Annotated in this window: 26 protein-coding genes; 16 read left to right on the forward strand and 10 right to left on the reverse strand. The window is 58.9% G+C overall.

The features are described from left to right. Positions 1-3: 3 nt before the first annotated feature. From rnpA to mnmE, 3 genes are all read left to right on the forward strand, one after another. Positions 4-387, forward strand: a complete 384-nt coding sequence (rnpA, locus tag F568_RS0113465) for a ribonuclease P protein component (RefSeq protein ID WP_019019265.1) — start codon at positions 4-6, stop codon at positions 385-387. Between the two features lie 96 nt (positions 388-483). Next, positions 484-2,166 (forward strand): membrane protein insertase YidC, encoded by a 1,683-nt coding sequence (gene yidC, locus F568_RS0113470; protein WP_019019266.1) that lies wholly within the window; start codon positions 484-486, stop codon positions 2,164-2,166. A 92-nt stretch (positions 2,167-2,258) separates the two neighbouring features. Next, on the forward strand, positions 2,259-3,635 hold the full coding sequence (gene mnmE, locus F568_RS0113475) for a tRNA uridine-5-carboxymethylaminomethyl(34) synthesis GTPase MnmE (RefSeq protein WP_019019267.1): 1,377 nt from the start codon (positions 2,259-2,261) through the stop codon (positions 3,633-3,635). A gap of 8 nt (positions 3,636-3,643) precedes the next feature. On the opposite strand, the gene F568_RS0113480 is transcribed toward mnmE, so the two are convergent. The 4 genes from F568_RS0113480 to F568_RS0113495 form a co-directional block, all read right to left on the reverse strand. Next, positions 3,644-4,498, reverse strand: a complete 855-nt coding sequence (locus tag F568_RS0113480) for a 23S rRNA (adenine(2030)-N(6))-methyltransferase RlmJ (RefSeq protein WP_019019268.1) — start codon at positions 4,496-4,498, stop codon at positions 3,644-3,646. A gap of 78 nt (positions 4,499-4,576) precedes the next feature. Further along, entirely contained in the window at positions 4,577-5,266 is a 690-nt protein-coding gene (locus F568_RS0113485; RefSeq protein ID WP_019019269.1) for a YiaD family glycine zipper/OmpA-like lipoprotein, read from the reverse strand. 35 nt (positions 5,267-5,301) lie between these two features. Further along, positions 5,302-6,477, reverse strand: a complete 1,176-nt coding sequence (gene hemW / locus F568_RS0113490; protein WP_019019270.1) for a radical SAM family heme chaperone HemW — start codon at positions 6,475-6,477, stop codon at positions 5,302-5,304. Further along, positions 6,477-7,073 carry an XTP/dITP diphosphatase gene (locus tag F568_RS0113495; RefSeq protein ID WP_019019271.1) on the reverse strand — a complete coding sequence of 199 codons (597 nt, stop codon included), beginning with the start codon at positions 7,071-7,073 and terminating at the stop codon, positions 6,477-6,479. Before F568_RS0113495 ends, hemW begins: the two co-directional genes overlap by 1 nt. 378 nt (positions 7,074-7,451) lie before the next feature. Here F568_RS0113495 and F568_RS0113500 point away from each other — a divergent pair, with 378 nt between their 5' ends. Next, a complete protein-coding gene (locus F568_RS0113500) occupies positions 7,452-8,132 on the forward strand; it encodes a LuxR C-terminal-related transcriptional regulator (protein WP_019019272.1) in 681 nt (226 codons plus the stop codon). 134 nt (positions 8,133-8,266) lie between these two features. Here the strand turns inward: F568_RS0113500 and F568_RS0113505 are convergent, their stop codons facing one another. The 6 genes from F568_RS0113505 to F568_RS0113530 all read right to left on the reverse strand — a co-directional run bounded on the left by F568_RS0113505 (position 8,267) and on the right by F568_RS0113530 (position 14,916). Beyond that, positions 8,267-9,844: a bifunctional aminoglycoside phosphotransferase/ATP-binding protein gene (locus F568_RS0113505; RefSeq protein WP_019019273.1), complete on the reverse strand. Its 1,578-nt coding sequence runs from the start codon at positions 9,842-9,844 to the stop codon at positions 8,267-8,269. Between the two features lie 30 nt (positions 9,845-9,874). Next, positions 9,875-11,164, reverse strand: a complete 1,290-nt coding sequence (gene hemL / locus F568_RS0113510; RefSeq protein WP_019019274.1) for a glutamate-1-semialdehyde 2,1-aminomutase — start codon at positions 11,162-11,164, stop codon at positions 9,875-9,877. Between the two features lie 78 nt (positions 11,165-11,242). Beyond that, positions 11,243-11,902 (reverse strand): thiamine phosphate synthase, encoded by a 660-nt coding sequence (thiE, locus tag F568_RS0113515; RefSeq protein ID WP_019019275.1) that lies wholly within the window; start codon positions 11,900-11,902, stop codon positions 11,243-11,245. After that, positions 11,899-12,696 carry a bifunctional hydroxymethylpyrimidine kinase/phosphomethylpyrimidine kinase gene (thiD, locus tag F568_RS0113520; RefSeq protein WP_019019276.1) on the reverse strand — a complete coding sequence of 266 codons (798 nt, stop codon included), beginning with the start codon at positions 12,694-12,696 and terminating at the stop codon, positions 11,899-11,901. The genes thiE and thiD overlap by 4 nt, the downstream gene beginning before the upstream one ends. After that, on the reverse strand, positions 12,696-13,127 hold the full coding sequence (hemJ, locus tag F568_RS0113525; RefSeq protein ID WP_019019277.1) for a protoporphyrinogen oxidase HemJ: 432 nt from the start codon (positions 13,125-13,127) through the stop codon (positions 12,696-12,698). Before hemJ ends, thiD begins: the two co-directional genes overlap by 1 nt. A 40-nt stretch (positions 13,128-13,167) precedes the next feature. Continuing rightward, entirely contained in the window at positions 13,168-14,916 is a 1,749-nt protein-coding gene (locus F568_RS0113530) for a chloride channel protein (RefSeq protein WP_019019278.1), read from the reverse strand. A gap of 209 nt (positions 14,917-15,125) precedes the next feature. On the opposite strand from F568_RS0113530, the gene erpA reads away from it, so the two are divergent. From erpA to F568_RS0113590, 12 genes are all read left to right on the forward strand, one after another. Further along, the gene (gene erpA, locus F568_RS0113535; RefSeq protein ID WP_019019279.1) at positions 15,126-15,479 is read left to right on the forward strand and encodes an iron-sulfur cluster insertion protein ErpA; all 354 of its coding nucleotides are present in this window, start codon (positions 15,126-15,128) and stop codon (positions 15,477-15,479) included. A 123-nt stretch (positions 15,480-15,602) separates the two neighbouring features. Further along, positions 15,603-16,385 (forward strand): transporter substrate-binding domain-containing protein, encoded by a 783-nt coding sequence (locus F568_RS0113540; RefSeq protein ID WP_026300542.1) that lies wholly within the window; start codon positions 15,603-15,605, stop codon positions 16,383-16,385. Positions 16,386-16,494: 109 nt separating this feature from the next. Continuing rightward, positions 16,495-17,166, forward strand: coding sequence for an amino acid ABC transporter permease (locus F568_RS0113545; RefSeq protein ID WP_019019281.1), 672 nt, complete (start codon positions 16,495-16,497; stop codon positions 17,164-17,166). 11 nt (positions 17,167-17,177) lie between these two features. After that, positions 17,178-17,963, forward strand: coding sequence for an amino acid ABC transporter ATP-binding protein (locus tag F568_RS0113550; protein ID WP_019019282.1), 786 nt, complete (start codon positions 17,178-17,180; stop codon positions 17,961-17,963). A 573-nt stretch (positions 17,964-18,536) separates the two neighbouring features. Further along, entirely contained in the window at positions 18,537-20,432 is a 1,896-nt protein-coding gene (mnmG, locus tag F568_RS0113555) for a tRNA uridine-5-carboxymethylaminomethyl(34) synthesis enzyme MnmG (RefSeq protein WP_019019283.1), read from the forward strand. Next, on the forward strand, positions 20,429-21,070 hold the full coding sequence (gene rsmG, locus F568_RS0113560; protein ID WP_019019284.1) for a 16S rRNA (guanine(527)-N(7))-methyltransferase RsmG: 642 nt from the start codon (positions 20,429-20,431) through the stop codon (positions 21,068-21,070). The genes mnmG and rsmG overlap by 4 nt, the downstream gene beginning before the upstream one ends. Positions 21,071-21,095: 25 nt before the next feature. Beyond that, positions 21,096-21,863 (forward strand): ParA family protein, encoded by a 768-nt coding sequence (locus F568_RS0113565; protein WP_019019285.1) that lies wholly within the window; start codon positions 21,096-21,098, stop codon positions 21,861-21,863. A gap of 27 nt (positions 21,864-21,890) precedes the next feature. Further along, complete coding sequence (locus F568_RS0113570; RefSeq protein ID WP_019019286.1) at positions 21,891-22,805, forward strand: ParB/RepB/Spo0J family partition protein; 915 nt, start codon at positions 21,891-21,893, stop codon at positions 22,803-22,805. 205 nt (positions 22,806-23,010) lie between these two features. Further along, positions 23,011-23,409 carry a F0F1 ATP synthase subunit I gene (locus tag F568_RS0113575; protein ID WP_019019287.1) on the forward strand — a complete coding sequence of 133 codons (399 nt, stop codon included), beginning with the start codon at positions 23,011-23,013 and terminating at the stop codon, positions 23,407-23,409. A 15-nt stretch (positions 23,410-23,424) separates the two neighbouring features. Continuing rightward, positions 23,425-24,291 (forward strand): F0F1 ATP synthase subunit A, encoded by an 867-nt coding sequence (gene atpB, locus F568_RS0113580; protein ID WP_019019288.1) that lies wholly within the window; start codon positions 23,425-23,427, stop codon positions 24,289-24,291. Positions 24,292-24,351: 60 nt separating this feature from the next. After that, positions 24,352-24,600 carry a F0F1 ATP synthase subunit C gene (atpE, locus tag F568_RS0113585; protein WP_011508579.1) on the forward strand — a complete coding sequence of 83 codons (249 nt, stop codon included), beginning with the start codon at positions 24,352-24,354 and terminating at the stop codon, positions 24,598-24,600. Positions 24,601-24,666: 66 nt separating this feature from the next. Beyond that, positions 24,667-25,137: a F0F1 ATP synthase subunit B gene (locus F568_RS0113590; protein ID WP_019019289.1), complete on the forward strand. Its 471-nt coding sequence runs from the start codon at positions 24,667-24,669 to the stop codon at positions 25,135-25,137. The last annotated feature ends 9 nt before the right edge of the window (positions 25,138-25,146 follow it).

Below are 25,146 nucleotides of genomic sequence, written 5' to 3' on the forward strand. Positions count from 1 at the left end.
CCAATGTCCTGTCAGGGATTTCCCCGGCAGCTGCGTCTGCTGACCGCCGGGGAATATCGACGAGTCTTCGACCAGGCCTCGTACAAGATACATGGCAAAGGGTTGCTGGCACTGGCCAGTGACAATGCGCTGGGATATCCACGGGTGGGGCTGGTATTCAGTAAGAAGAACGTTCGTCGGGCCGTCGACCGCAACCGCCTGAAACGCCTCGTGCGCGAATCCATTCGTCTGCAGCAGCATCGGCTACCCGCTGTGGATATCGTCGTTTTGGCACGCCGCGGCGTTAACGATCTGGACAACGAGACACTGCATCGCCAGCTTTATGGCATGTGGCGTCGCTTGGAGAAGGACGTCCGCAAGCAGATGGTCGCCTCCTCACTCTCTTGACCGGATAGCAGCAGCGCGGCCTCGTCATGCCCACTCCGGTCATCGGTGCTGAACGAAGCCGCCAGATTGATCCATCACCCCACCGGGCAGATCCCCATGGATGTAAAACGACTTCTTCTCGTGATACCGCTAGCGGTACTCGCCTACCTGCTGGTAATCCAATGGAATCAGGATTACGGCCAGCCTGACGTCAATGTTCCCAGCGCTCCCACTGTCAGCGAAGCGCCACGTAGCGGTAATGCCGCATCCGCGACGGATGACGAGGGCCTGGCGGCACCATCGGACGCCACGGCTAGCCCCGCCAGCAGCACTATGCCGGGCGAGAACGCTACCGACAATCGTCGCAGCCTGGTCCAGGTCGTCACCGACGTGCTCGATGTCCGTATCGACCCCCAAGGCGGCGATATCGTCTATGCCGCACTCCCTCAGCATCTGCGCAGCCAGGACTCCGAACATCCCTTCGTTCTGTTGTCCGACAATCAGGTGCGTAGTTATGTCGCCAAGTCCGGCCTGCAGTTGGAAAATCACCAGGGACGGATCGCCTTTACCCCCGAGCAGACCAGCTATCGCCTCGAACAGGATAGCGAGACACTGACCGTCGATCTCGCGGCCGAAGTCAGCGGCGTGAATATCATCAAGCGATTCACTTTCGAGCGTGATAGTTATGCGGTAAACGTCAGCTATCATTTGGCCAACGGGAGTCAGGAACCGGTCACGGCCCGCTTCATCGGCCAGCTGGCCCGTGACAATAGTCCCGATCCGTCCAGTGGCGTTTCCATGGGCATGAGCTCATTCCTCGGCGCCGCCTACTCCTCACCCGAGAGTCATTACGAGAAGGTCGACTTCGAGGATGTTCAGGAAGGTGGGTTTAACAACCGTGACGTCCAGGGTGGCTGGGTCGCGATCATCCAGCACTACTTCGTCTCCGCCTGGGTGCCTGGGCAAGATCAACAGAACCTTTATTACGCAACGACCGATTCGCGCAATCGCAACGTCGCCGCTTTTGCCGGCCCGACCCACACCATTGCGCCGGGTAGCGAAGCGACCCTGGATGCCACGCTGTATGTGGGACCGAAGGTTCAGGAGCATCTGGAGGAAATCGCCCCATATCTTGAGCTGACCGTCGACTTCGGGTGGCTGTGGTTCATCGCCAATCCGTTGTTCTGGCTGCTCGAGAAGATTCATAGCGTGATCGGCAACTGGGGTTGGTCGATCGTGGTTCTGACGGTCCTCGTCAAGCTGGTGCTGTTCCCGCTTTCCGCCACCGCCTACAAGTCGATGGCCAAGATGCGCAAGCTCGGTCCCGAGATGCAGCGCATCAAGGAGCAGTACGGCAACGACCGCCAGAAAATGTCCCAGGAGATGATGAAGTTCTATCAGAAGGAGAAGATCAATCCGCTGGGCGGCTGTCTTCCGATTCTGATCCAGATGCCGGTCTTCATCGCACTCTACTGGATGCTGCTCGAGTCCGTCGAACTGCGCCACGCGCCGTTCATCCTGTGGATCGATGACCTGTCGGTGAAGGATCCCTACTTCGTCCTGCCTATCCTGATGGGCATTTCCATGTTCCTGCAGCAGCAGCTGAACCCGACACCCCCGGACCCGACCCAGGCCAAGATCATGAAGATGCTGCCGATCGTCTTCACGTTCTTCTTCCTGTGGTTCCCGGCCGGTCTGGTCATTTACTGGATCGTCAACAACACCATCTCGATCCTGCAACAATGGTTCATCACGCGTAAGCTGATGGCTGACCCGGCGCCGGCCAGCAAGACCAAGTAGGATATGATGCCAAGCCCAGACCCCCGCCCCGTGCGGGGGTCTGGCGTTTCTGGCCTCCTCTCGCGACAATATCGGCAAACACGAGAATGCCCATGCCCGATAGCCCGCTCTACACCCAGGACACCATTGCCGCCCTTGCCACGCCCCCCGGACGTGGCGGTGTCGGCATCATTCGCGTCTCGGGGCCTCTCAGCCGCGAGATCGCCAGCCAAGTACTAGGACATTGCCCCTCGCCACGTCATGCCTTCTACGGTCCTTTTGCGGGGCATGACGAACAGATCATCGATGAAGGCATCGCCCTGTACTTCCCCGGTCCTCATTCGTTCACCGGAGAGGACGTGCTCGAACTACAGGGCCATGGCGGTCCGGTGATCATGGACTTGCTGCTTGAACGTTGCGTTCAGCTCGGGGCACGCCTGGCCCGGCCCGGTGAGTTCTCCGAGCGCGCCTTTCTCAACGACAAGCTCGACCTGGCCCAGGCCGAGGCCATCGCTGACCTGATTGATGCCAGCTCAAGGGCTGCTGCCGAGAACGCGCTGCGCTCGCTGCAGGGCGAGTTTTCGCAGCGGGTCACCACCCTGGTTGAACGCCTCATCGAGTTGCGCATGTATGTCGAGGCGGCCATCGATTTTCCCGAAGAGGAGATCGACTTTCTGGCGGACGGTCGCGTCGCCGCCATGCTGGACAAGGTCCGTCATGAGCTCGCAAGCGTGCGTGCGGCAGCGGGTCAGGGCTCGCTGATGCGCGAGGGCATGAGTGTGGTGATCGCCGGGCGTCCCAATGCCGGCAAGTCTAGCCTGCTCAATGCCTTGACCGAGCAGGACACCGCTATTGTCACCGACATCGAAGGTACTACCCGTGACGTGCTGCGAGAGCATATCCATATTGATGGGATGCCGCTGCATATCATCGATACCGCCGGCCTGCGCGATACCCCTGACGCCGTAGAGCAAATCGGCGTGGCTCGTGCATGGAACGAGATTGAGAAGGCCGATCGGGTTCTACTGTTGGTGGACGCCGCCCTCACCCAGGCGACCGATCCCATGTCGATCTGGCCGGAGTTCGTCGCACGGCTGTCTGATCCTACGCGGCTTACCCTGGTACGCAACAAGATCGATGCAAGCCAAGAAACGCCGGGGCTCGACTTATCCACAACCCCACCGACCCTGCGCTTGTCCGCAAAGACCGGAGCGGGTGTGGATAATCTCAAGGAACACTTGAAAAGCGTAATGGGTTACAGCGCGACCACGGAAGGCCGATTTTCTGCGCGTCGTCGCCATCTCGACGCCTTGGACCGGGCGGATGACGCGCTGGATAAGGGTGAAGCCCAGCTGCAAGGCTTTGGGGCGGGAGAACTACTGGCCGAGGATCTACGCGAAGCCCAACAGGCGCTGGGCGAGATCACCGGCGAGTTCAGCGCCGATGATCTGTTGGGCAAGATCTTTGGCGAGTTCTGCATTGGAAAGTAAGTGAGGGTTCACTCTCCTACCCACCAGTCGCCACGATGGGTGGCCTCTTGGCCCCAGAGGCCGACCACGTCGGTGAATACATTGTTCATGACCTCATCCAGCCCCCAGGGCGGGTTGAAAAACAGCATGCCGCTACCGTACATGCCGTGGCTGGCCCCAGGGGAATGCAGGCGTACCTCGCTACGCCAAAGCTTGCGCAAGCCTGCGTCGCGTGCACGCTCCAGCAGCGTTTGATGGCGTCCCGCCGGCAACAGTGGATACCAGATCATCACCTGCGCATGGCGTGCCTTGCGGGCTACATAGGCCAGCGTCTCGGCAACCTCTGTATAGTCCTCCTTGCGCTCATAGCTAGGGTCGATCAGCACACAGAGCCGAGGCGTCGTTGCCGGCAACAGACGACGTAGCCCCGCCAGGCCATCTGCATGGATGTGCCGCACATTGCTCGGCCACGATTGTGCCTCGAGATGATCATGCTCGCCGGGGTGTAACTCGAACAGGCTAAGCCGATCCTGCTTGCGCAGGGAGTCTGCCAACCACCACGGTGACCCCGGATAATGGGTCAGAGAAGGCTTTGCCTGGCTATCCTGGGCCCGAACCAACGCCATAAGCCACGTTTCGAGTAGTGGATGCTTATTACTTAATGCCTGCCTTGCATACCAAAGAGGGAGAACCCCTTGCTCGTACTCCTTGAGCTTCTGAGTCTCCTTTCCGGTCAAGGGATAACGCCCCCGTCCGGCATGGGTATCTACATACGTAACTGAAGATTCTTTACGTAATAACGCCAACTGTGTCGCGTAAAGGGCAAGGTGCTTATGCACATCGGCAAAGTTGCCGGCATGATAGGCGTGCTGATAGGCAAGCATGGTGGTGTCGTCCCGATAAAAAAGGCCCGCCGAGATCGACGGGCCGTGGCGCTTCTTGATGGTAGCGTGAAGGCGCCCTTATTGCTGCTGTTGCTGGATCTGCTGTTGCATGGGAGTGAGCGTGATCTCGACGCGGCGGTTCTGCGCTCTGCCCTGCTCGTTGGCATTGCTCGCCACCGGCTGGCTTTCGCCGTAGCCCGTCATGGCCAGGCGCTGCGCAGAGACACCATTCTGGATGAGATAGTTGCCAACCGACTGGGCACGCCGTTCCGAGAGTTGCTGGTTGTAAGCATCAGAACCGCTATTGTCGGTGTGCCCCGCTATGGCGATCCGCGTTTCCGGGTACTGCTGCATGACGGCTGCGGCGTCATTCAGTGCTTGGCGCGCCTCGGAAGTGAGATCGCTGGAGTCGAAGGCAAACGTCACGCTGCTGGGCATGTTAAGCACGATATTATCGCCCTGGCGCTCTACTCCAATGCCGGTGCCCTGCAAGCTTTCCCGCAATTGGGCTTCCTGACGGTCCATGTAATAGCCGATGCCGCTTCCGGCAGCGGCCCCCACGGCGGCGCCTATCACGGCCCGATCTCGGCGACTTGAGCTGCCATCCCCGCTAAGTGCCCCAGCGACGGCCCCTACGGCCGCCCCGATCCCTGCCCCGGTAGTCGCCTTGGCACGCTGAGTTTCACCCGAATATGGGTCTGTCGTAGTACATCCAGCCATGGCAACAACAGTAGCCAGGGGTAGTGCCATCCAGAACTTTTTGGTCATCCTCTGCTAACTCCTTTTCAGCATGAAACCTCTTCTCACGTTTCACTCTGTTCAGCGATTCGGGTGAGAAGCTCGTTCAAGAATAACAGGCCATGGGGGGTGGCCTGCATCCGTCCGGTGTCTTGCACCAACAATCCTTGGTTACGCAGTGAAGCCATACGATATTCCATGTCGGATATCGGGCGCCCGGTCGACGCCGCCCATGCTGCCATATCGACACCATCGACCAGGCGGAGGGCATTCATCGCGAACTCCAGGGGTAACTCGTCTTTGTCGATCTGCTGATGGCCGGCCACAAACCCACGAGGGTCATTCATCCGTCGCAGGTACGCCTCGGGCTGGCGGCTTTTCCAGCGTCGTTCGATGACCAGTTCGCCATCGACCCAGCGACTCAACTTGCCATGTGCACCAGCGCCGATGCCCAGGTAATCACCGAAACTCCAATAGTTGAGATTATGTTGCGAGCGGCGCCCTGGCTGGGCATACGCAGATATCTCATACCTGGTCAGGCCGGCCTTCTCGAGTCGTGTGTGTCCGGCATCCTGAATGTCCCAGAGGAGATCGTCCTCGGGCAGGCGCGGCGGGTGCGAGTGAAACTCCGTGTTGGGTTCCAGGGTGAGCTGATACCAGGAAAGATGCTCGGGTTCCAAGGCAAGCGCCTGTTCCAGATCGTCGAGCGCTAGCGCGAGGGTCTGCCCTGGCAGGCCATGCATCAAGTCCAGGTTGAGGTTATCGAACCCTGCCCGGCGCGCACTCTCGACAGCGAGTCTTGCCTCGTCACCGCTATGGATACGCCCCAGGACCTGCAACTGCTGGGCCTGAAAGCTCTGTACACCGATCGAGAGGCGATTGATCCCAGCCTCCCGATACCCGGCGAAGCGTTGCTGTTCGACAGTACCGGGATTGGCCTCCAGCGTGACCTCGCAGCCCGCGGCCAACGTCAGGCGTTGCGACAAGGCCGAGAAGAACTGCGCGTAAAACGCTGGCGACATCAGGCTGGGCGTCCCACCTCCGATAAACACGCTGCCGATTGGGCGCTCACCTACCAGTGCGATGTCGGCATCGAGATCCGCCAACAATGCCTCGAGATAGGCCTCCTCCGGCAGCGTTGCGCCACGACCGACGCCGTGGGAATTGAAATCGCAGTAGGGGCATTTGCGCACACACCAGGGTACGTGCACGTATAGGGCTAGAGGTGGCAGCGCTGGCATCAGCGCAACCTATCGACCAGTTGGCGCAGCGCTCTGCCCCGATGGCTCAGGCGGTTCTTCTCTTCGGCGCTGAGTTCGGCAGCACTCAAGCCGCTTTCCGGCACCCAGAACAGCGGGTCATAACCGAACCCCCCAGTACCACGCGGATATGCCAGGATTTCCCCTTCCCAGCTCATCTGGACGATTTCGGGAACCGGATCCTCGGCATGTCGCAGCAGGACAAGAACGCACCAGTAATGTGCGGTTCGCTGGCCTTCGGGAACCTCTGCCAATGCCTCGAGAAGCTTTCGGTTGTTGGCTTCGTCGTCCTTGGGTTCCCCGGCATAACGGGCCGAGTAGATGCCAGGAGCGCCCTGAAGGGCATCGACCGACAATCCTGAATCATCTGCCAAGGCCGGCAAGCCACTGATACGTGCCGCCTCACGCGCTTTGAGCAAGGCATTCTCGACAAAGGTAAGCCCAGTCTCCTCAACCTCGGGAACATCAAAATCCGACTGCGGGCGTACTGTAAGGCCCAACGGGGCCAACAGCTCGTCGAACTCTCTCAGCTTTCCGCGATTGCCACTGGCCAGCACGAGCGACTGCGTCACGGTCATGGAACTTCCTCCTCGCAAATCTGCTTATTTTACGGGCTAGCGCCGCAGTGAGCACGTACTCTTGACCATTTAACCATAATCACAAGATGGAAATTCTCATGCTTGTATTTGGTAAATAACTAATTTCTGACCACGTTAAGAGCTGATAGAAATCATGGCCGGTTCAGTCATACCGTTGGGTTAGCGTCCTGATGCCATGTCGCTTGGGCTACGCGATAAAAATGCATAATAAAGCCAATTTATAGTTATTTTTTTCATAGATATTTTTAGTAACATTGCTTTACAAAATGTAAGAAAGCGACAACCTTTAAAGTGCAGCCTCATGGCAATAAGGATGCGATAACTTCACGGATTAGGTCACACTTCAGGAGCAGGACCATGAGCCAAGGGAACGCAAAGATTCTTCTAGTTACAGATTGTAACCCCCAGTCTCAGCTATTCATGGATTACATTTCGGAACAGCTGGGATTACAGATATCAGCGGTCGGGCCTCACGATGTCAGCGACGACATCGAATGTGAAAACAGGCTGGTTCTGCTTGATGCTGATCATGTGGACGAAAACAGCATGCAGCAGTGGCATCACCAGACGGTGGAATGCCAACACGTTATTCTGGCCGCCTTCAATCTACGGGATGAAGACCACGCGGCAGAAATTCTCGCCGCCTTGCACTTGCACGGGGTGTTCTATCGCCGCGATAGTCTGAAGCTGATCTGCAAAGGCATTGACGCCCTGCTCAAGGGGGACCTATGGATGTCTCGGTCATTGATGACACGGCTGATCCAATTCTACCGCCGCCAGCAGCTCAACGCCTATCGTCCGGTCTGCAGCCTGACCCATCGCGAACAGGAAATCATCAGCCTGCTCGGTTCCGGTGCCTCAAATACGGAAATCGCCGACAAACTTTTTGTCAGCGAACATACAGTCAAGTCGCACCTTTACAACACCTTCCGCAAAATCAAGGTACACAACCGGATACAGGCAATGAATTGGGCACGTCAGAATCTGGGCCCCTTGCCTCCCATCCACTCTCACTCCCGGCATAGAAAGAGCGAATAAACATTACCCATGGAGCACGGCATATCCAAGGATAGCCCCATGTCGTCATCGCTGACTTCCCCATGGCTACCTTGCAAAAGCAAGTGCTCCCTCCTATCGCCTTCATTGTCGTCTGAACCTGGAGCGCGTTTCTTTCACGGTCGATTCAGGCGCAAATGTTCCTGAATCATTCCCACCAGTGTCAGATTGGCATTTTCGGCAGTGGTATCCAGATGAACGAGGTGCAGCCGCTCTTCGTCGGTGAATTCCTCGAAGCAGGCCAGTTGCCGCTCGAGCACGGCCAGCCCGGCCTCGGAAGGATCCCCACCGCGCCGGGCACGCTTTTCTATCCGCGCTTTGAGAGTGGCCTCATCGGCCTCGAAGCTGACTAACAGCACCGGCAGGCCACGCCCAACCGCCTGCTGGCGCAGCAGATCGCGCTGGTCCTGCCGCAGACAGGTCGCATCAATGCACACAGGGAATCCCGACTCAAGCAAAACACCGGTCAACTGCGCCAGACGCGTGTAGGTCTGTTGGGTAGCCTCGGGGGTATAGATATCCACACCCTGTTCGGCGGTACGGGCCTGTGGATCAAAACCGAACAGGCGCTTGCGCTCCACGTCGGAGCGTAGACGTACCCCTCCCAGACGCCGCACCATTTCGCCGGTGAACCGGCTCTTGCCACTACCGGACACACCGACACCAATGACCAGGTAAGGGAACGTGAATTCCGTATAACGCTCGGCCAGATCGATGTATCGTCGATAATTGGCCATGACCGCCGGGCGGTCCGCAGGGTGAAGCTCGGGCTGGTGATAACGCAGAATGGCCACCTTGGCACGCACCAGGGCACGATACAGCTTGTAGAACGGCAGCAGGCGCACCAGTGTGTAGTCGCCGGACAATTCTAGGTAGCGATTCAAGGTGTGGTGAGCAAATGCTTCCTCGTCCCGCGCCTCTAGGTCCATCAGCAGGAACGCCAGGTCGGCACCGACATCACTCCAGCGCAATTCCTCGTTGAACTCGATACCGTCGAACATCAGCGCGCGCCCTTCGTGACGCACGGCATTGCCCAGGTGAACATCGCCATGCGTTTCACGCACATGCCCCTCACGGCAGCGCCTCGCAAACTCGCTGTCGAAACGCTCCAGGGCCTCCGACACCCAAGTTTTCAGGGCATCCAGACGGCGCTGATCGGCGTCTCCCTCGAGCCGCGGCGCAATCAGAGCGAACTCCCGGTCCATGATACGCTGCATGGCCTCGCGCGAGCCCCAGTCATCGCTGCCGTCGGTAAGCCGTTGTGCGCCCTCGTGGAAAAGCACCAGCTGATCCACTAGATCATCAAGCAGTTCCAGTGATAGGTCGCCGCTAGCCTGCAGGTTGCTGAACAGCAGGCGGTTGCTGAATTGGCGCATCTTTACCGCGTACTCGAACGGCGCCGAGTCATCATTGATTCGTGGTGCCTCGGGGCTGCCTGAAATGGGCACGACCTCCAGATATAGCGACGGAGCCAACCGCCGATTGAGCTGAACTTCCTGATCGCACAACCGACGACGCTTGTCGAGGGTGGAAAAGTCCAGAAAGCTGCCGAAATCCAGCGGTTTCTTGAGCTTATATGCGTATTCGCCGGTCAGCACGACCCACGAGATATGCGTTTCGATGATCTCGATGGAATCGACGGGGTGGTCATAACAGCCTGCGTCGTTCAATGCCTGGATCAGTGCCTGACTCAATGCTTTCCCTCCCTAGAATGACCGTCGCTGTCAGGCCTTGGCCAGCCCGGCGAAAACCTGCTCTGCGGCATCCAGCGTCGCGGTAATGTCCGCATCGCTATGGGCGCTGGACATGAAACCGGCCTCATAGGCAGACGGCGCCAGGTAGACGCCATGATCGAGCATGCCACTGAAAAATTGCCGGAACATGGACGCATCGCAGGCGGTGGCCTGAGCGAAGTTCTCCACCCGCGACTGGCTGGTAAAGAACACACCGAACATGCCACCGGCCTGCTGCGTGATCATTTCCACGCCAGCCGCCCTGGCACGCTCCACGAGGCCGCTGCACAGCGTCTCTACCCGCTCGGCGAGAGCGGCATGGAAACCGGGCTCGCGCACCTTGGTGAGCAGCGTGATACCAGCGGCCATGGCCAGCGGGTTACCTGATAGCGTGCCGGCCTGGTAGACCGGTCCCAGCGGCGAGATCTTCTCCATGATGTCGCGCTTACCACCGAACGCGCCTACCGGCATACCGCCACCGACGATCTTGCCCAGGCAGGTCAGATCCGGTGTGATCGAATAGTGTGCTTGAGCACCTCCCAGCGCTACACGAAAGCCGGTCATTACCTCATCGAAGATCAGCACACTTCCATACTGGTCGCAAACCGTACGCAGTGTTTCCAGGAAACCCGGAGCGGGTGGAATGCAATTCATGTTGCCGGCCACCGGCTCAACGATGATGCAGGCTACTTCCTCACCGATCTCGGCAAAGCTCTCGCGCACGGCATCGCTGTCGTTGTAGGGCAGAGTAATGGTGTGCTCGGCCAACGAGGCGGGCACCCCGGGCGAGCTGGGTTCACCGTGAGTCAACGCCCCGGAGCCGGCCTTGACCAGCAGCGAGTCGGAATGACCGTGATAGTTGCCCTCGAACTTGACGATCTTGTCACGGCCGGTATACCCACGCGCCAGACGAATCGCCGACATGGTCGCTTCGGTACCGGAGTTGACCATGCGCACCATGTCCATTGACGGAATGATCTCGCAGATCAGATCGGCCATGGTAGTCTCGATGGCGGTGGGCGTACCGAAGGACAGACCGGCGTCGAGACGTTCACGAACCGCCGCGAGGACCTCGGGATCGGCATGCCCGGTAATCATGGGTCCCCACGAGCCCACGTAATCGATATAGCGCTTGCCTTCGACATCGTATAGATAGGCCCCTTGGGCACGTTCGATGAAGACTGGCGGCCGCTCCAGCCCTTTGAAGGCGCGCACCGGTGAGTTCACTCCGCCGGGAATATGGCGACAGGCCTGTTCGAAGAGCTGTGCGGAAGTGGTCATTAGCTGCCTCTAATCACGAATTTGTGGATAAGTCTCTGGACAGGTCGAATAACTTTACGTTGACGGCCTGTGGATAAACTATGGATACGCTGCCAGACGTGCATTGAGTGCCCGGACACGAGCCTCGGGATTCACATCACCGAACACCCCATGGACCGTAGCCAGCAACTCGGCTCCCGCCTCGCGCGCCATTCCGACATTGTCGATATCGATACCGCCGATCGCTACCCGAGGCAAATCGAAACGTCCGGCCTCGCCCAGCAAGTCTAGCGTTGCCGGTGGTGCCTCAGGCTTGGTTTTCGAGACGAAGAAGCGACCGAAGGCCAGATAGCTGGCGCCCTCGCTGGCTGCCCGCTCGGCCAGGTCGAGACGCGCATGGCAGGTAGCCCCAATGATTGCCTCGCCTCCCAGCACCTCTCTCGCCTCGCGCAACGAGCCATCTTGCTGCCCCAGATGCAGACCGACCTCGGCAAAGCCGTCGTCACGCAGACGTTGCGCCAATGCCAAGTCATCGTTGATGATCAGCGGCACCCCGTAGTCGCGGCACATCATGGCCAGCGCCAGCGCCTGACGCACACGATGGCTCAGATCACCGGACTTGTCACGGTACTGGAGCAGGGCCAGCCCGCCTTTCAGGGCTGACCGGCATGCCTCCAACAACTGCCTGTCACTAGGCAACAGTTGGGCATCGGTGATGGCATAGACTCCACGGGTCCAGTCATGTCGCTTGTCGGTCATGGTATCCACCGCCTGGGCAAGGCCTGCCCTTCTCCCGGCTGCCAGCCGTGTCGCAGGCTCTCCCAGGTAAACTGCTGGGCCTGCTCGCAAGCCGTTACCAATCGCTCTCCCACAGCCAGGCGAGCCGCCAATGCTGACGCCAGCGTGCAACCCGAGCCGTGATACTGGCCTGGGAGTCGCGGCCAATGCCACTGTCGGCTGGTCTCGGGGGTGTGCAACGTATGCATCACGGTGTCGTTCGGCGCTTCCAGAGGTGGATCGTCAGTCCCGGTAACCAGGACCGCCTGGCAACCTAGGGACAGCAGGGCGACGACCCGCTCGACGTCGTTACTTGCCTCGTTCCCGGCCAACCTTGCCAGTTCATGGCGGTTAGGCGTCAAAATATCCACAAGCGGTAGCAGCCGATGACGGAAGTCATCGATGAGAGCCGTTGTGGACAAGTTGGCTCCGCCGCCGGCGCGCAGCACCGGATCGACCACCAAAGGAATTCCGGGACAGGCGCGCACCACATCCTCAATGGCATCCAGACCCGCCTCATTTGCAATCAAGCCAACCTTGATCGCCGCTATGTCGAACTCGTCGAGCAACGCCCAGGCCATGTTGCGTATATCTTCAGCCTCGCAGGGCATGACTCGAAGCACATCTTGCGTACTCTGTACCGTCAAGCTGGTCGGGATAGTCACCGGCCAGCCACCACAGGCAGTGATGGCTTCGGCATCGGCAATAAGCCCGGCACCCCCGGTCGGATCGTGTCCCGCCAACACGAGTACCACGGGAAGTTTTGCATCGTGCATCAATAAGGTTTAACCATGGCCAGGATAACGATCAGTATCAACGCAACGACCGGGGCCTCGTTGAACCAGCGGAAATAGGTATGCGTTTTGGTGCAGGTGCCGGCAGCCAGACGTTTCATGTGGGCCAGGCACATATGGTGATAACCCACCAGCAGCAGAACTAACAGCAGTTTGGTGTGTAACCAGCCTTGGCTCAGAAAGCCCGGTGCCATGAACAGCAGCCAGGCGCCGAGCGCGATGACGGCAATCATCGAAGGAGTCATGATGCCGCGAAACAGTTTGCGCTCCATGACGGTAAAGTATTCCATCGCCAGGGTATCGCCCTTGTCGCGAGCCATGGCGTGATAGACGAACAATCGCGGCAGGTAGAACAGGGCGGCAAACCAAGTGACCATGGCGACCAGGTGAAACGCTTTTATCCACAGGTACATTGCAGCTCCTTATGCAGTCAGCAGTCCCGGTGCTTCCGGATCAGCGTTTGTAACGGTAGTAACTCTCGATAGCATCCCGGGTGATGATACCTGAAATTTTCTGGATCATTGGCGCAGTAGTGTGCTGCACATATAGAGCATCCACGCCGTACTCATTGAGGCGTTCGAAGGCCTCGTTGAGGGTAGCCTGCAGATGAATCGGGGCCAGGTCCAGGCGTTGACCCGGAATCTCCAGCAGGTCGAAGGATTCCTCATCAGCCCAATGCTCATCGAGCATCACGCGTGCCAGGTCAGCCGCCTTCAGCGCAATCGGCGTCTTCTCTTCGTTGGAGCGGATGATCACCAGCCAGGTCGGCTTGTCCTCGAGCAGGGCTTGGGCCTGCTCACGACTGATCTTGCGCTGAGTGCGGGCCAAGCTGCGTTCCATGACCGCCGGCACCGCGACCCGGGAAAGCGCCTGCATCAATGGCTGCTGTAGGCGATGCAGGCCGTGTTGCGTCTGGGTGATAAAGAATCCCTGGCATCCACAAAGTTGACGCGAAGTGAGCACGGCCACAGAGACCGAGAGCATGCCAGGCAAGATGATATTGGGGTTATGGGTTAGCTCGAGTAGCGCCATCAATGCCGCCAACGGCGCCTGTAGTACAGCGCCCATCATCGCCGCCATGCCCAGCATGGCATAAAGGGCAGCGTCGGAGGCGACCTGCGGCCACAGCCAGCCGCCTACCATCCCACATAAAGCACCCGCAGCCGCACCAATCACCAGCACCGGGCCGATGATACTGACCGAAACTCCACAGGCGACGGCGCCGGCAGTCAGCAGCAACTTGCCGATAGCGACGACAACAAGAACGTCCGTTGCCACGTTGCCGGTCAGTGTGGCACCCAAAGTGTCATAACCCATGCCTTGGACCTGGGGATACCACCAGGCTACTGCGCTAACGGACACACCAACCATAGCTAGGCGCAACCACCCAGGTAGAGGCTCCAGCCGCGTGCCGCTACGGGCAATGTGGACGAATAGGCCAGCAAGAAGCCCAATGATCAATCCAGTGACAATGATCCACGGCAGATCGACCAGTGAGCCCAGACTCACCGGGGGGACCTGGAATGCCGGATCGCTGCCATAGACCAGCTGTGCGATCACTGCCCCCGTACTCGATGCCAGGATCACCGGCAAGAAACCGGCCGTGGTGTACTCCATCAACACCACTTCCATAGCGAAGATGACACCAGCGATAGGTGTATTGAACGAAGCCGAGATGCCTGCCGCAGTGCCACATCCGACCAATACTCGCAAGCTGTTGTGGGGCAGGCGTAGACGTTGCCCAAGCCCACTGGATGCAGCCGCGGCCAGATGGATCGCCGGCCCCTCTCGACCAGCCGAAAGCCCGCCCACAACGGAGACTATCCCGATCCACCACTGGTTGATCCAGTTGCGTAGCGGAAAACGCCCCTGATGGTAGCTGAGCCGCTCAATGACATGAGCAATGCCGATCTTGCGTGCCTGGGCCGGCTGACGCCACAGCCAGAGACCGATCAGGCTGACTGCCACGATCGGCAACAGCGAACGCAGGTAGGGCGATAGCGCCTCGAAGGATTCGATGTTTCCATACGGCATCAGCAGCCAGGCACCCAAGCTGAGAAGCGAGCGAAAGATAACCATCACGCCACCGGCCAGCAGCCCCGAGGCTACCCCAAGCACGCAAAGCTGCGGCAGGGCATCGACGCTTGCCAATTGGCGTCGGAAACGTTCAAGACTAAGATCGGGCAAGGGCAGGCGAGGCAAGACATGTTCCTTACGATCACTTCGACAGGTAGCTACGTCGCGATGTCCCTCCCGACGCACTTACTTCTTCTTGTCTATCATATTTGTAGCGCAGCGTCTCAATCCGACTCGTGGTGGTCCGGTACCCTTGGTAAAAGTTGACCCTTTTGCTAGGTTTTGTGGATAATGTCGGGTCCTATTCTGTTTGTCGACTTTCGGAGGCTCCATTCATGAGCGGTGCCGAATCCTTCGCTCCCACTCCCCTGTTGCTCACCGAGGCTGCTGTTCGCCGCCTGCGTGCCCTGGCTACCGAAGAGGGCAATCCTGATCTCAAGTTGCGCGTGTTCGTGACCGGCGGAGGTTGTTCGGGTTTCCAGTACGGGTTCGACTTTGCCGAGCAGGCCGCTACCGATGACACCGTAATCGCTATCGATGATGTCGGCATGGTTGTCGACCCTCTGTCCTACCAATACCTGGTTGGCTCGACCGTCGATTTCGAGGAAGGCCTCGCCGGCGCCCGCTTTGTGATCAAGAATCCCAACGCCACGTCGACCTGCGGTTGCGGCTCCTCGTTCATGGTCTGACTTCTTTATTTTTCTTTACGCCGGTCAGTCCGGCGTCATCCTTTCTGTTACTTGACGGTTTCCCCCGAACTCGCCAAGGTAAAAGGCGTGTTCCATGAATAAAATTTCTAAGTGGGGAACTCCATGAAAAACACTATATTGAAGCGAGTCTCTCTGGCTGCCGCCATGGCTATGGGACTTGGTATCGCTACCACTGCCTCCGCCCAGGAAACCGTCAGCGCCGTTACTGATCCCAGTTTCGTTCCCTTCGAGATGATGGATAAGGAAACCGGTGAAATGGTCGGTTTCGACATGGACATCCTGCGTGAAATCGCCGATCGGGCCGGCTTCGAACTCGACCTGCGCACCATGGATTTCAACGGCATCATTCCCGCTGTACAGACTGGGAATGCCGAACTGGCCATTGCCGGCATAACCATCACTGACGAACGCGAAAAGATCGTCGACTTCAGCGATCCGTATTACGATTCGGGCCTGCGTATTCTGGTACCTGCCAACAATGACAGCGTCGACGAGATCAGCGACCTGGAAGGCATGAGTATCGGTACCAAGATCGGCTCCACCAGCTACGACTTTCTACAGGAAAGCCTCGGCGACACGGCAGACATCAAGCCCTACCCAGGCAGCGCCGACATGTACATGGCGTTGATGGGGGGAAGTGTCGATGCGGTCTTCTATGATGCTCCCAACGTCGGTTATTTCGCCCAGACCCAGGGGAAAGGCCGTGCCAAGGTGGTCGGACCGCTCTACGAAGGGCAGCAGTACGGCATCGCCTTCACGTCCGGCAGCAAGTGGCTTGAACCTGCCAACAAAGCACTCGCTGCCATGAAGGAAGACGGCACCTACGACGAGATCTACAAGAAGTGGTTCGGCGAGGCGCCCAGCAAGGACGGCGCTTCTCAGTAACCCCACTTCGCCGTGATGAACGGGGCCGGGTGGCCAAGCGCCCGGCCCCGTTGCGTTTTCATCCCTCAAAGACATGGGCCCGCTGGATGGGCCCGTACGGAGAACCGACGTGGACGTCACTTTTCAGTTCGATTGGCAGGCGGCCATCGACTCCATTCCTTACCTGCTGGAAGGGATCCCCTGGACCTTACTGATATCTTTTGGTGGATTAGCTATCGGCTTCATCATCGGTATCGTCTTCGGCCTGCTGCGCATCAGCCCGATTGCCATCCTGCGCTGGCCGGCAATCGCCTACATCGAAGTCTTCCGCGGTACCCCGGTACTGGTTCAGGTCCTGTTCATTTTTTATGGATTGCCTCAGATCATTGGTGGGCCGATAAACGCTCTCACAGCCGGCATCGCCGCTATAGCGCTCAACGCCGGGGCCTACATCTCGGAAATCGTACGCGGCGGCGTGCAGTCCATCGAGAAGGGACAGCGCGAGGCGGGCTTGTCGCTGGGCCTTTCCCGCACCCAGGCGTTTCGCTACATCATCTGGCCGCAGGCCTTCCGGCGCATGATCCCGGCGCTCGGCAACCAGGGCATCGTCAGCATCAAGGACACATCACTGTTCTCGGTGATCGGTGTCGGCGAACTGGTTCGCCAAGGGCAAATCTACATCGCCACCACCTTCACTGCCCTCGAAGTTTATTTCATGGTCGCCATGATGTACTTGGCAATCACGCTGAGCCTGTCCTTTGCCCTGCGTCAGATCGAACGCCGCGGCCTGGTCGGACAGTGAGGAGAAAGCGCATGAATGAAGTAACCCATACCTCGCCGAAGACCGGTGACCATGAGCCTATCGTCCGCCTCGACAAGGTCAACAAGCACTTCGGCAAGTTGCACGTTATGCAGGATATCGACCTCGAGGTGGCCCCCGGCGAAGTGGTCGTCATCGTCGGAGCCAGCGGCTCCGGCAAGTCTACTCTGATTCGGTGTGTCAACGGCCTTGAAGAGTTCCAAGGTGGTCGTATCGTGGTAGACGGCAACGAACTGCTGCCCAACGGCAAGAGCGGCAAGACACTGCAGACCATCCGCACCGAGGTTGGCATGGTCTTTCAGCAATTTAACCTGTTCCCGCACCTGTCGGTACTCGACAATGTCACCCTGGCACCGATGAAGGTCCGCAATTGGCCCCGCGACAAGGCACTAGACACTGCACACAAGCTGCTGGCCCGGGTCGGCATCGAGGATCAGGCTGAAAAGTATCCCAGTCAGCTCTCCGGTGGCCAACAGCAGCGTGTGGCGCTGGCACGCGCCCTGGCCATGGAACCCCGCCTGATGCTTTTCGACGAGCCCACCTCGGCGCTCGATCCGGAGATGATCGGTGAGGTACTCGACGCCATGCGTGAGCTCGCCAACGATGGCATGACCATGATGATCGTCACCCATGAGATGGGCTTTGCCCGAGAGGTCGCCGATCGGGTGATCTTCGTACATGGTGGTCGCATCGTCGAACAGGGGCCGCCCCACGAGGTCTTCGACCACCCTCGCCACGAGCGAACTCAATCGTTCCTGTCCCGCGTGCTCAAGCACTGAGCTGCACCTCTTGTTACTACCGAACGCCCGCTCTTGAAGCGGGCGTTCTTTTTTTATTTCCCGCCTCACTGGCTTTTTTGCTATGCACAGCCACTTTTCTGGCCTGTGGATAATTTTTCGAATTATCGGCCGCTAATCGCCCTGCTCCCCCTGCCACGACCGACTTTCTCCTTCCTGACCCACTTTGTTAATCACCCTGATGACAGCTACGGTAGGCACAGGTGGATAAACGGGGCATAAATACATGTGTGGATAAAGAGTCATTCCATCCACAGCCTCACGGCATGATTTCCGCAGCTACCTTACCGCTTTTCCCACGTTCGGTTAACAATGCAACCTAATGAAAAGTTTTTACTTTTTTAGGTTATCCACAAAAACTATCCACACTAGTAGTAACAACCACAACAGAACTTCTTCTCTTTAATTCTATTTTTATTAATAGATAACAACACGTGACTGATAAACCTCATGTGGAAAACCCCTGACGGTTACCCACAGGGGCGTTATACTGGGCGGCTATTTACCCTCACCTAGCAGAAACGCCGCGCCGACAGGCGCAAGTCGAGGTGCATCTTGGATTACCCCAACCGCTTTGACGTCATCGTCATCGGCGGTGGCCATGCGGGAACAGAAGCCGCACTGGCCGCTGCCCGCATGGGCTGTCAGACCCTGTTACTGACACACAACATCGAGACGCTGGGGCAGATGTCCTGCAACCCGGCGATCGGCGGGATCGGCAAGAGCCACCTCGTCAAGGAAATTGATGCCCTCGGCGGGGCCATGGCATTAGCCACCGACCGCGGCGGCATCCAGTTCCGCGTGCTCAACGCACGCAAGGGGCCTGCTGTGCGAGCCACCCGTGCCCAAGCCGATCGTGTGCGTTACAAGGCAGCCATTCGCGGCATGTTGGAAAACCAGCCCAACTTGACCCTATTCCAACAGGGTGTGGATGATCTGATCGTCGAAAACGACACTGTGCGTGGCGCAATCACCCAGACTGGAATCCGCTTTCATGCCGAAACCGTGGTGCTGTGTACCGGCACCTTCCTGGGTGGAGTTATCCACATCGGGTTGGACAAACATGCCGGTGGCCGTGCCGGTGATCCACCGGCCAATGCGCTGGCTCAGCGGCTGCGTGCGTTGCCTTTTCGTGTTGCGCGTCTCAAGACCGGAACACCACCGCGCATCGATGCCAAGAGCGTCGATTTCTCCGAGCTCGAGGAGCAGCCTGGCGATACACCAACGCCGGTAATGTCCTACCTCGGCTCGAGCGAGATGCATCCACGACAGGTCAGCTGCCATATTGCGCACACCAACGAGCGCACTCACGAGATCATCTTCGCTAACCTCGATCGTTCGCCGATGTATTCTGGGGTCATCGAAGGCGTCGGGCCGCGCTACTGTCCTTCGATCGAGGACAAGGTCCATCGCTTTGCCGACAAGTCCAGCCATCAGGTATTCATCGAGCCCGAGGGCCTGGATACCCACGAGCTTTACCCCAACGGGATATCCACCTCGCTGCCGTTCGACGTGCAGTTGCAGGTGGTTCGCTCGATCAAGGGACTCGAAAACGCGCACATTACGCGCCCCGGTTACGCCATCGAATATGATTTCTTCGACCCGCGTGATTTGAGGCATTCGCTGGAAACCAAGTTTATCCACAACCTGTTCTTCGCCGGACAGATCAACGGCACCACAGGCTACGAAGAAGCCGGGGCCCAAGGGCTGCTCGCTGGCCTGAACGCCGCCCGACGCGCGCTCGGCCAGGATAGCTGGTCACCGCGTCGCGACGAGGCCTACCTCGGCGTATTGGTGGATGACTTGATCACGATGGGCACTCAAGAGCCATATCGCATGTTCACCTCGCGGGCCGAATATCGGCTGCTGCTGCGCGAGGACAACGCCGATCTGCGCCTGACCGAGACCGGCCGACGACTCGGTCTGATCGATGATATGCGCTGGGCGGCCTTCGAGACCAAGCGCGAGGCCATAGAGCGAGAGACTGCTCGCTTGCAAACGGCTTGGATCCAGCCCCGCTCCAGCGAGGCCGAGCGTCTGAACGACAAGCTCCCCAAGCCGTTGAACCGAGAATACAGTCTGTTCGAGCTGCTCAAGCGCCCCGAACTCGCCTACGCCGATGTCGCCGCTCTCAAGGGTGAGCCGGTGAGCGACGGAGCAGTGGCCGAGCAGGTTCAGATCCAGGCCAAGTATCAGGGGTATATCGATCGCCAGCAGGATGAGATCGACAAGCTCAAGCGTCACGAGGCAACGCCGTTGCCGGCGGACCTCGATTATGACCGGGTCGAAGGCCTGTCCAACGAGATTCGTCAGAAACTCGCAGCGGCGCGTCCCGAAACACTGGCTCAGGCCGGTCGGATATCCGGCGTAACCCCTGCAGCGGTATCGATTCTGCTGATTCATCTCAAGAAGCGTCGCCTCATCGATGATCGCAGGGCGGTGAACGCATGACGCCGGAGTGCGAACGCCGCCTCGATAGCGGACTCACCCAGTTGGGTATCGAGATCGATGCTCAGGCGCGTGATCGGTTGTTGGCGCTGTTGGCGCTGTTGCACAAGTGGAACCGCGCCTATAACCTCACCGCGGTACGTTCAGCCGAGGAGATGGTGACCCGTCATCTCCTCGACAGTGCCTCGGTGGCGCCGTTCGTGCGTGGTCCGCGGCTGCTTGACGTCGGATCGGGCCCCGGCTTGCCTGGTCTGGTCCTGGCAATTCTCGAACCGCAGCTGGCCGTGACATTGTTGGACAGCAACGGCAAGAAGGTCCGCTTCCAGCGCCAGGCAGTGCTCGAACTGGGTCTGGAGAATGTCACTCCAGTCCAGTCACGGGTCGAGGAGTACACCGTGTCGATACCGTTCGAGCAGATCATCTCTCGAGCCTTTGCCAGCTTGGCCGATTTCGTTGCGCTTACCGAACCGCTACTCGCAGCCGATGGCGAGTGGCTGGCAATGAAAAGTCGCGCCGCCGAGCAGGAAAGCCAGGCGCTGCCGGACAGCATCGCGCTGATCGAGCGCCGTGAGCTGCACGTACCCGGTGACGAGGCAAACCGCCAGCTGCTGCGTTTGCGGCGGGCCGGAAAAATATTTTGACGGGGAGTCGGGAAGGGAGTCGTTCGTGACCAAGATCATCGCCTTGACCAATCAGAAGGGCGGCGTCGGCAAGACCACCACGGCAGTCAACTTGGCCGCCTCCCTGGCTGCGCTCGATCGCCGCGTACTGTTGGTCGACCTGGATCCCCAGGGGCATGCCACCATGGGCAGTGGAGTCGATAAGCACGAGCTGGATGGCAGCGTGCTCGATGTCCTGCTCGGCGACAAGCGGGCCATCGACGTGATTCTCGATTGCCCCGCGGCAGGCTATGCGCTTCTGCCGGGCAATGCCGACCTCACCGCGGCGGAAGTCGACCTGCTCGACCGTGACGGTCGCGAACGCTGCCTTAACGACGCGCTGGCCGAGATCGCTCATGAGTACGACGTGGTGCTGATCGACTGTCCGCCGTCGCTCAACATGCTGACACTCAACGGCCTGACTGCAGCGCATGGCGTGCTGATCCCGCTGCAGTGCGAGTTCTATGCCCTCGAAGGCCTGTCGGCGCTGCTCGACACCGTCGAGCAGATCCAGGCCAGCGTGAACCCGACACTGCAGGTCTTCGGCATCGTCAGGACCATGTACGACAACCGCAACAGTCTGACACGCGACGTCAGCAAGCAGTTGCGTGACTACTTCGGCGACACTCTGCTCAAGACCACGATCCCGCGCAACATACGCGTGGCCGAGGCACCCAGCCATGGTCTGCCCGTCACCAAGTATGCTCGCTTCTCGCGTGGCAGCCAGGCCCATCGGGTGCTGGCCAAGGAACTGATCCGTCGCTTGTCGTTATGATTCGGGAAACGCCTCGTAGGAACGCTAATGACTCGTAAACGTGCCCTGGGACGTGGTCTGGATGCCTTGATCGGCGCCGGAGCCCGCCGCCGTGAATTGCTCGATGCCGATGGTACGCTCGATAGCGTCGAGCTCGCCGATGACGCTTCCGTCGTCGAGGATACCAATGAGCGCTTGGTACGCCTGCCATTGGGGCAACTGACTCGAGGCAAGTACCAGCCGCGGCGCGAGATCCAGCCTGAAGCGCTCGAGGAACTCACCGATTCGATCCGTGCCCAGGGCGTGATGCAGCCCATCGTGGTAAGGCCTATCGGTGAAGATCGCTACGAGATCATCGCCGGGGAACGCCGCTGGCGTGCCGCGCAACTCGCCGAACTCGATGATATTCCGGCAGTGGTCCGTGACGTCAGCGATCAGACGGCGCTGGCGTTGGCGCTGATCGAAAACATCCAGCGCGAGAACCTCAATCCGGTCGAGGAGGCTATGGCACTGAAACGCCTGCTCGACGAGTTCGACCTGACTCAGCAACAGGTCGCCGACGCTGTAGGCAAGTCGCGTGCCCAGGTTGCCAACCTGTTGCGCTTGCTGGCGCTCGATCCCGAAGTGCAGACGCTGCTCGAGCGTGGCGATCTCGATATGGGACACGCGCGTGCCCTGCTGACCCTGCCTGCGGCAAAACAGCGCAGAGCGGCACATGACGTGGTGGCCAAGGATCTCACCGTGCGTCAGACCGAAGCCTTGGTAAAGCAACTTCAGCAGGGCAAGCCCAGCGAGAAACCGGCCGACAAACCCTCGGCTGATGTCGCTAGGCTGGAAAGCCAACTGGGCGAACTATTGGGCGCGCCGGTGCGCATCCAGCATGGAAGCAGGGGAAACGGGCGGGTTACCATCCGCTACAGCAGCCTGGACGAGCTCGACGGAATCCTGGCACACATACGCTAAACAGCCTGTGAAATTGTTAGCGTGGTAATAAGTTTTCCACGCAGATCGTTACCCATTGGTTGTAAGGTCGCTAAAGTTAGCGCAATTTCGGTGCAGTTCGGTTGAAGGCGACACAGGGCTTCCCTATAATCCGCCGAGGCTTGGCTCTGGGAGCTTTCTGGACGAAACAATAACCCGCGGTCGGCATCGCAAGAGACAGGACATCATGCATAACCCGGTACCGGCCCAGCTCAAGCGTCCGCAATTCAAGCGCCTAATGTTCGCCCAGCTCCTCACTGTCATAGTCATGGTGTTGCTGGGAGCGGTTCTTTCTGGGGGACCGGCTGCAATGTCGGCGCTGACAGGTGGCCTGATCTGCCTGCTTCCCAATGCCTATTTTGCCTGGCGTGCCTTCCGTTATCAGGGAGCGCAATTTGCCAGGGACATCGTCAAGAGCTTTTACCGTGCCGAGGCCGGCAAGTTCGGTTTGACGGCGGCATTGTTCACATTGGTGTTCATTGCAGTGCCTCCCTCAAACCCCGCTTTCTTCTTTGGCGCTTACGTGGCGACATTGTTTACCCAGTGGCTGGCACCCTGGCTGCTGCGTAAACCGTCGCACACCTGATATCGAGGCAGTGCAATGGCAGGCAACAATCCGACGACGACGGAGTATATCCAGCACCACCTGCAGAACCTGACCTTCGGTCTGCACCCGGAGCGTGGCTGGTCTATCGCCCATTCGGCGGACGAAGCGGCGGAAATGGGCTTTTGGGCCATTCACCTAGATACCATGGGCTGGTCGATCGCCTTGGGTGTCCTGTTTCTATGGGTATTCCGCAAGGCGGCCAAGGCAGCGACCACAGGTGTGCCTACCGGCCTGCAGAACTTCGTCGAGATGATGGTCGAATTCGTCGACAACTCGGTCAAAGAGACCTTCCACGGCAAGAGCAAGCTGATCGCACCGCTGTCGCTGACGATCTTCTGCTGGATCTTCCTGATGAACCTAATGGACCTGGTGCCGGTCGACGTGCTGCCCATGTTGGCGCAGAAGATCGGTGCCATGTTCGGGGCCGATCCGTCACACGTTTACTTCAAGGTCGTGCCGACCACTGACGTCAATGCCACGTTGGGCATGTCGCTGTCGGTCTTTGCGCTGATCATCTTCTATGCGATTCGCTCCAAGGGCTTCTCGGGCTTCATTGCCGAACTCACGCTGCATCCGTTCAGCACGCCCAACAAGTTCGCTCAGGCCCTGCTGATTCCGGTCAACTTCCTGCTCGAGACCGTCACGCTGCTGGCGCGTCCGATCTCACTGGCGCTTCGTCTGTTCGGCAACCTGTATGCCGGTGAGCTGATCTTTATCCTGATCGCCCTGCTGGGCTTGTGGCAGCTACCTCTGCACTTCCCGTGGGCGGTCTTCCACATCCTGATCATCGTGCTGCAGGCGTTCATCTTCATGATGTTGACGATCGTCTATCTGAGCATGGCGACTGAAGAGCAGCATTGATCGCAATCACCCGTTAACCCCTAACCCGCTAAACCACTTAAACAGAAACTGGAGTAAACCATGGAAGCACAAGTTCTGGGCATGACCGCCATCGCCGTATCCCTGCTGATCGGTCTGGGTGCACTGGGTACCGCTATCGGCTTTGGTATCCTCGGTGGCAAGTTCCTGGAAGGCGCCGCACGCCAGCCGGAAATGATTCCGCAGCTGCAGGTCAAGATGTTCATCGTCGCTGGTCTTCTCGACGCCGTGACCATGATCGGTGTAGGTATTGCGCTGTTCTTCACCTTCGCCAACCCGTTTGTCGGTTAACTCGCGGTCGGTCGTCTCGACCTACCGTGATTTTGACCCCAAACCTGTGAAGCGAGAGGTGCTGGCGTGAATCTGAACCTTACCCTGATCGGCCAGGCCATTGCCTTTGCGGTCTTCGTCTGGTTCTGCATGAGGTATGTATGGCCGCCGGTCATGCAATCCCTGCAGGAGCGCCAGAAGAAGATTGCCGATGGTCTGGACGCTGCCAGCCGTGCTAACCGCGATCTCGAACTGGCCCAAGAACAGGCCAACGAGACACTGCGTGAAAGCAAGGAACAGGCAGCGCAAATCCTTGAACAGGCCCATAAGCGGTCGAACCAGATGATCGAGGAGGCGCGCGAGAACGCCCGCCTGGAAGGCGAGCGTATGATCGCCAACGCCCGTGCCGAGATCGATCAGGAAATCAACCGCGCGAAGGAAGAGCTGCGTGCGCAAGTCGCACGACTCGCCATCGAAGGTGCGGAGCGAATCCTGGAATCCTCCATCGACGAGGCCAAACACCGCGAGCTCGTCGACAAGCTCGCCACCGAGCTCTGAGGAGGTGAC

This window comes from Modicisalibacter luteus DSM 23508 (genome assembly GCF_000378505.1).
Lineage (GTDB): Bacteria > Pseudomonadota > Gammaproteobacteria > Pseudomonadales > Halomonadaceae > Modicisalibacter > Modicisalibacter luteus.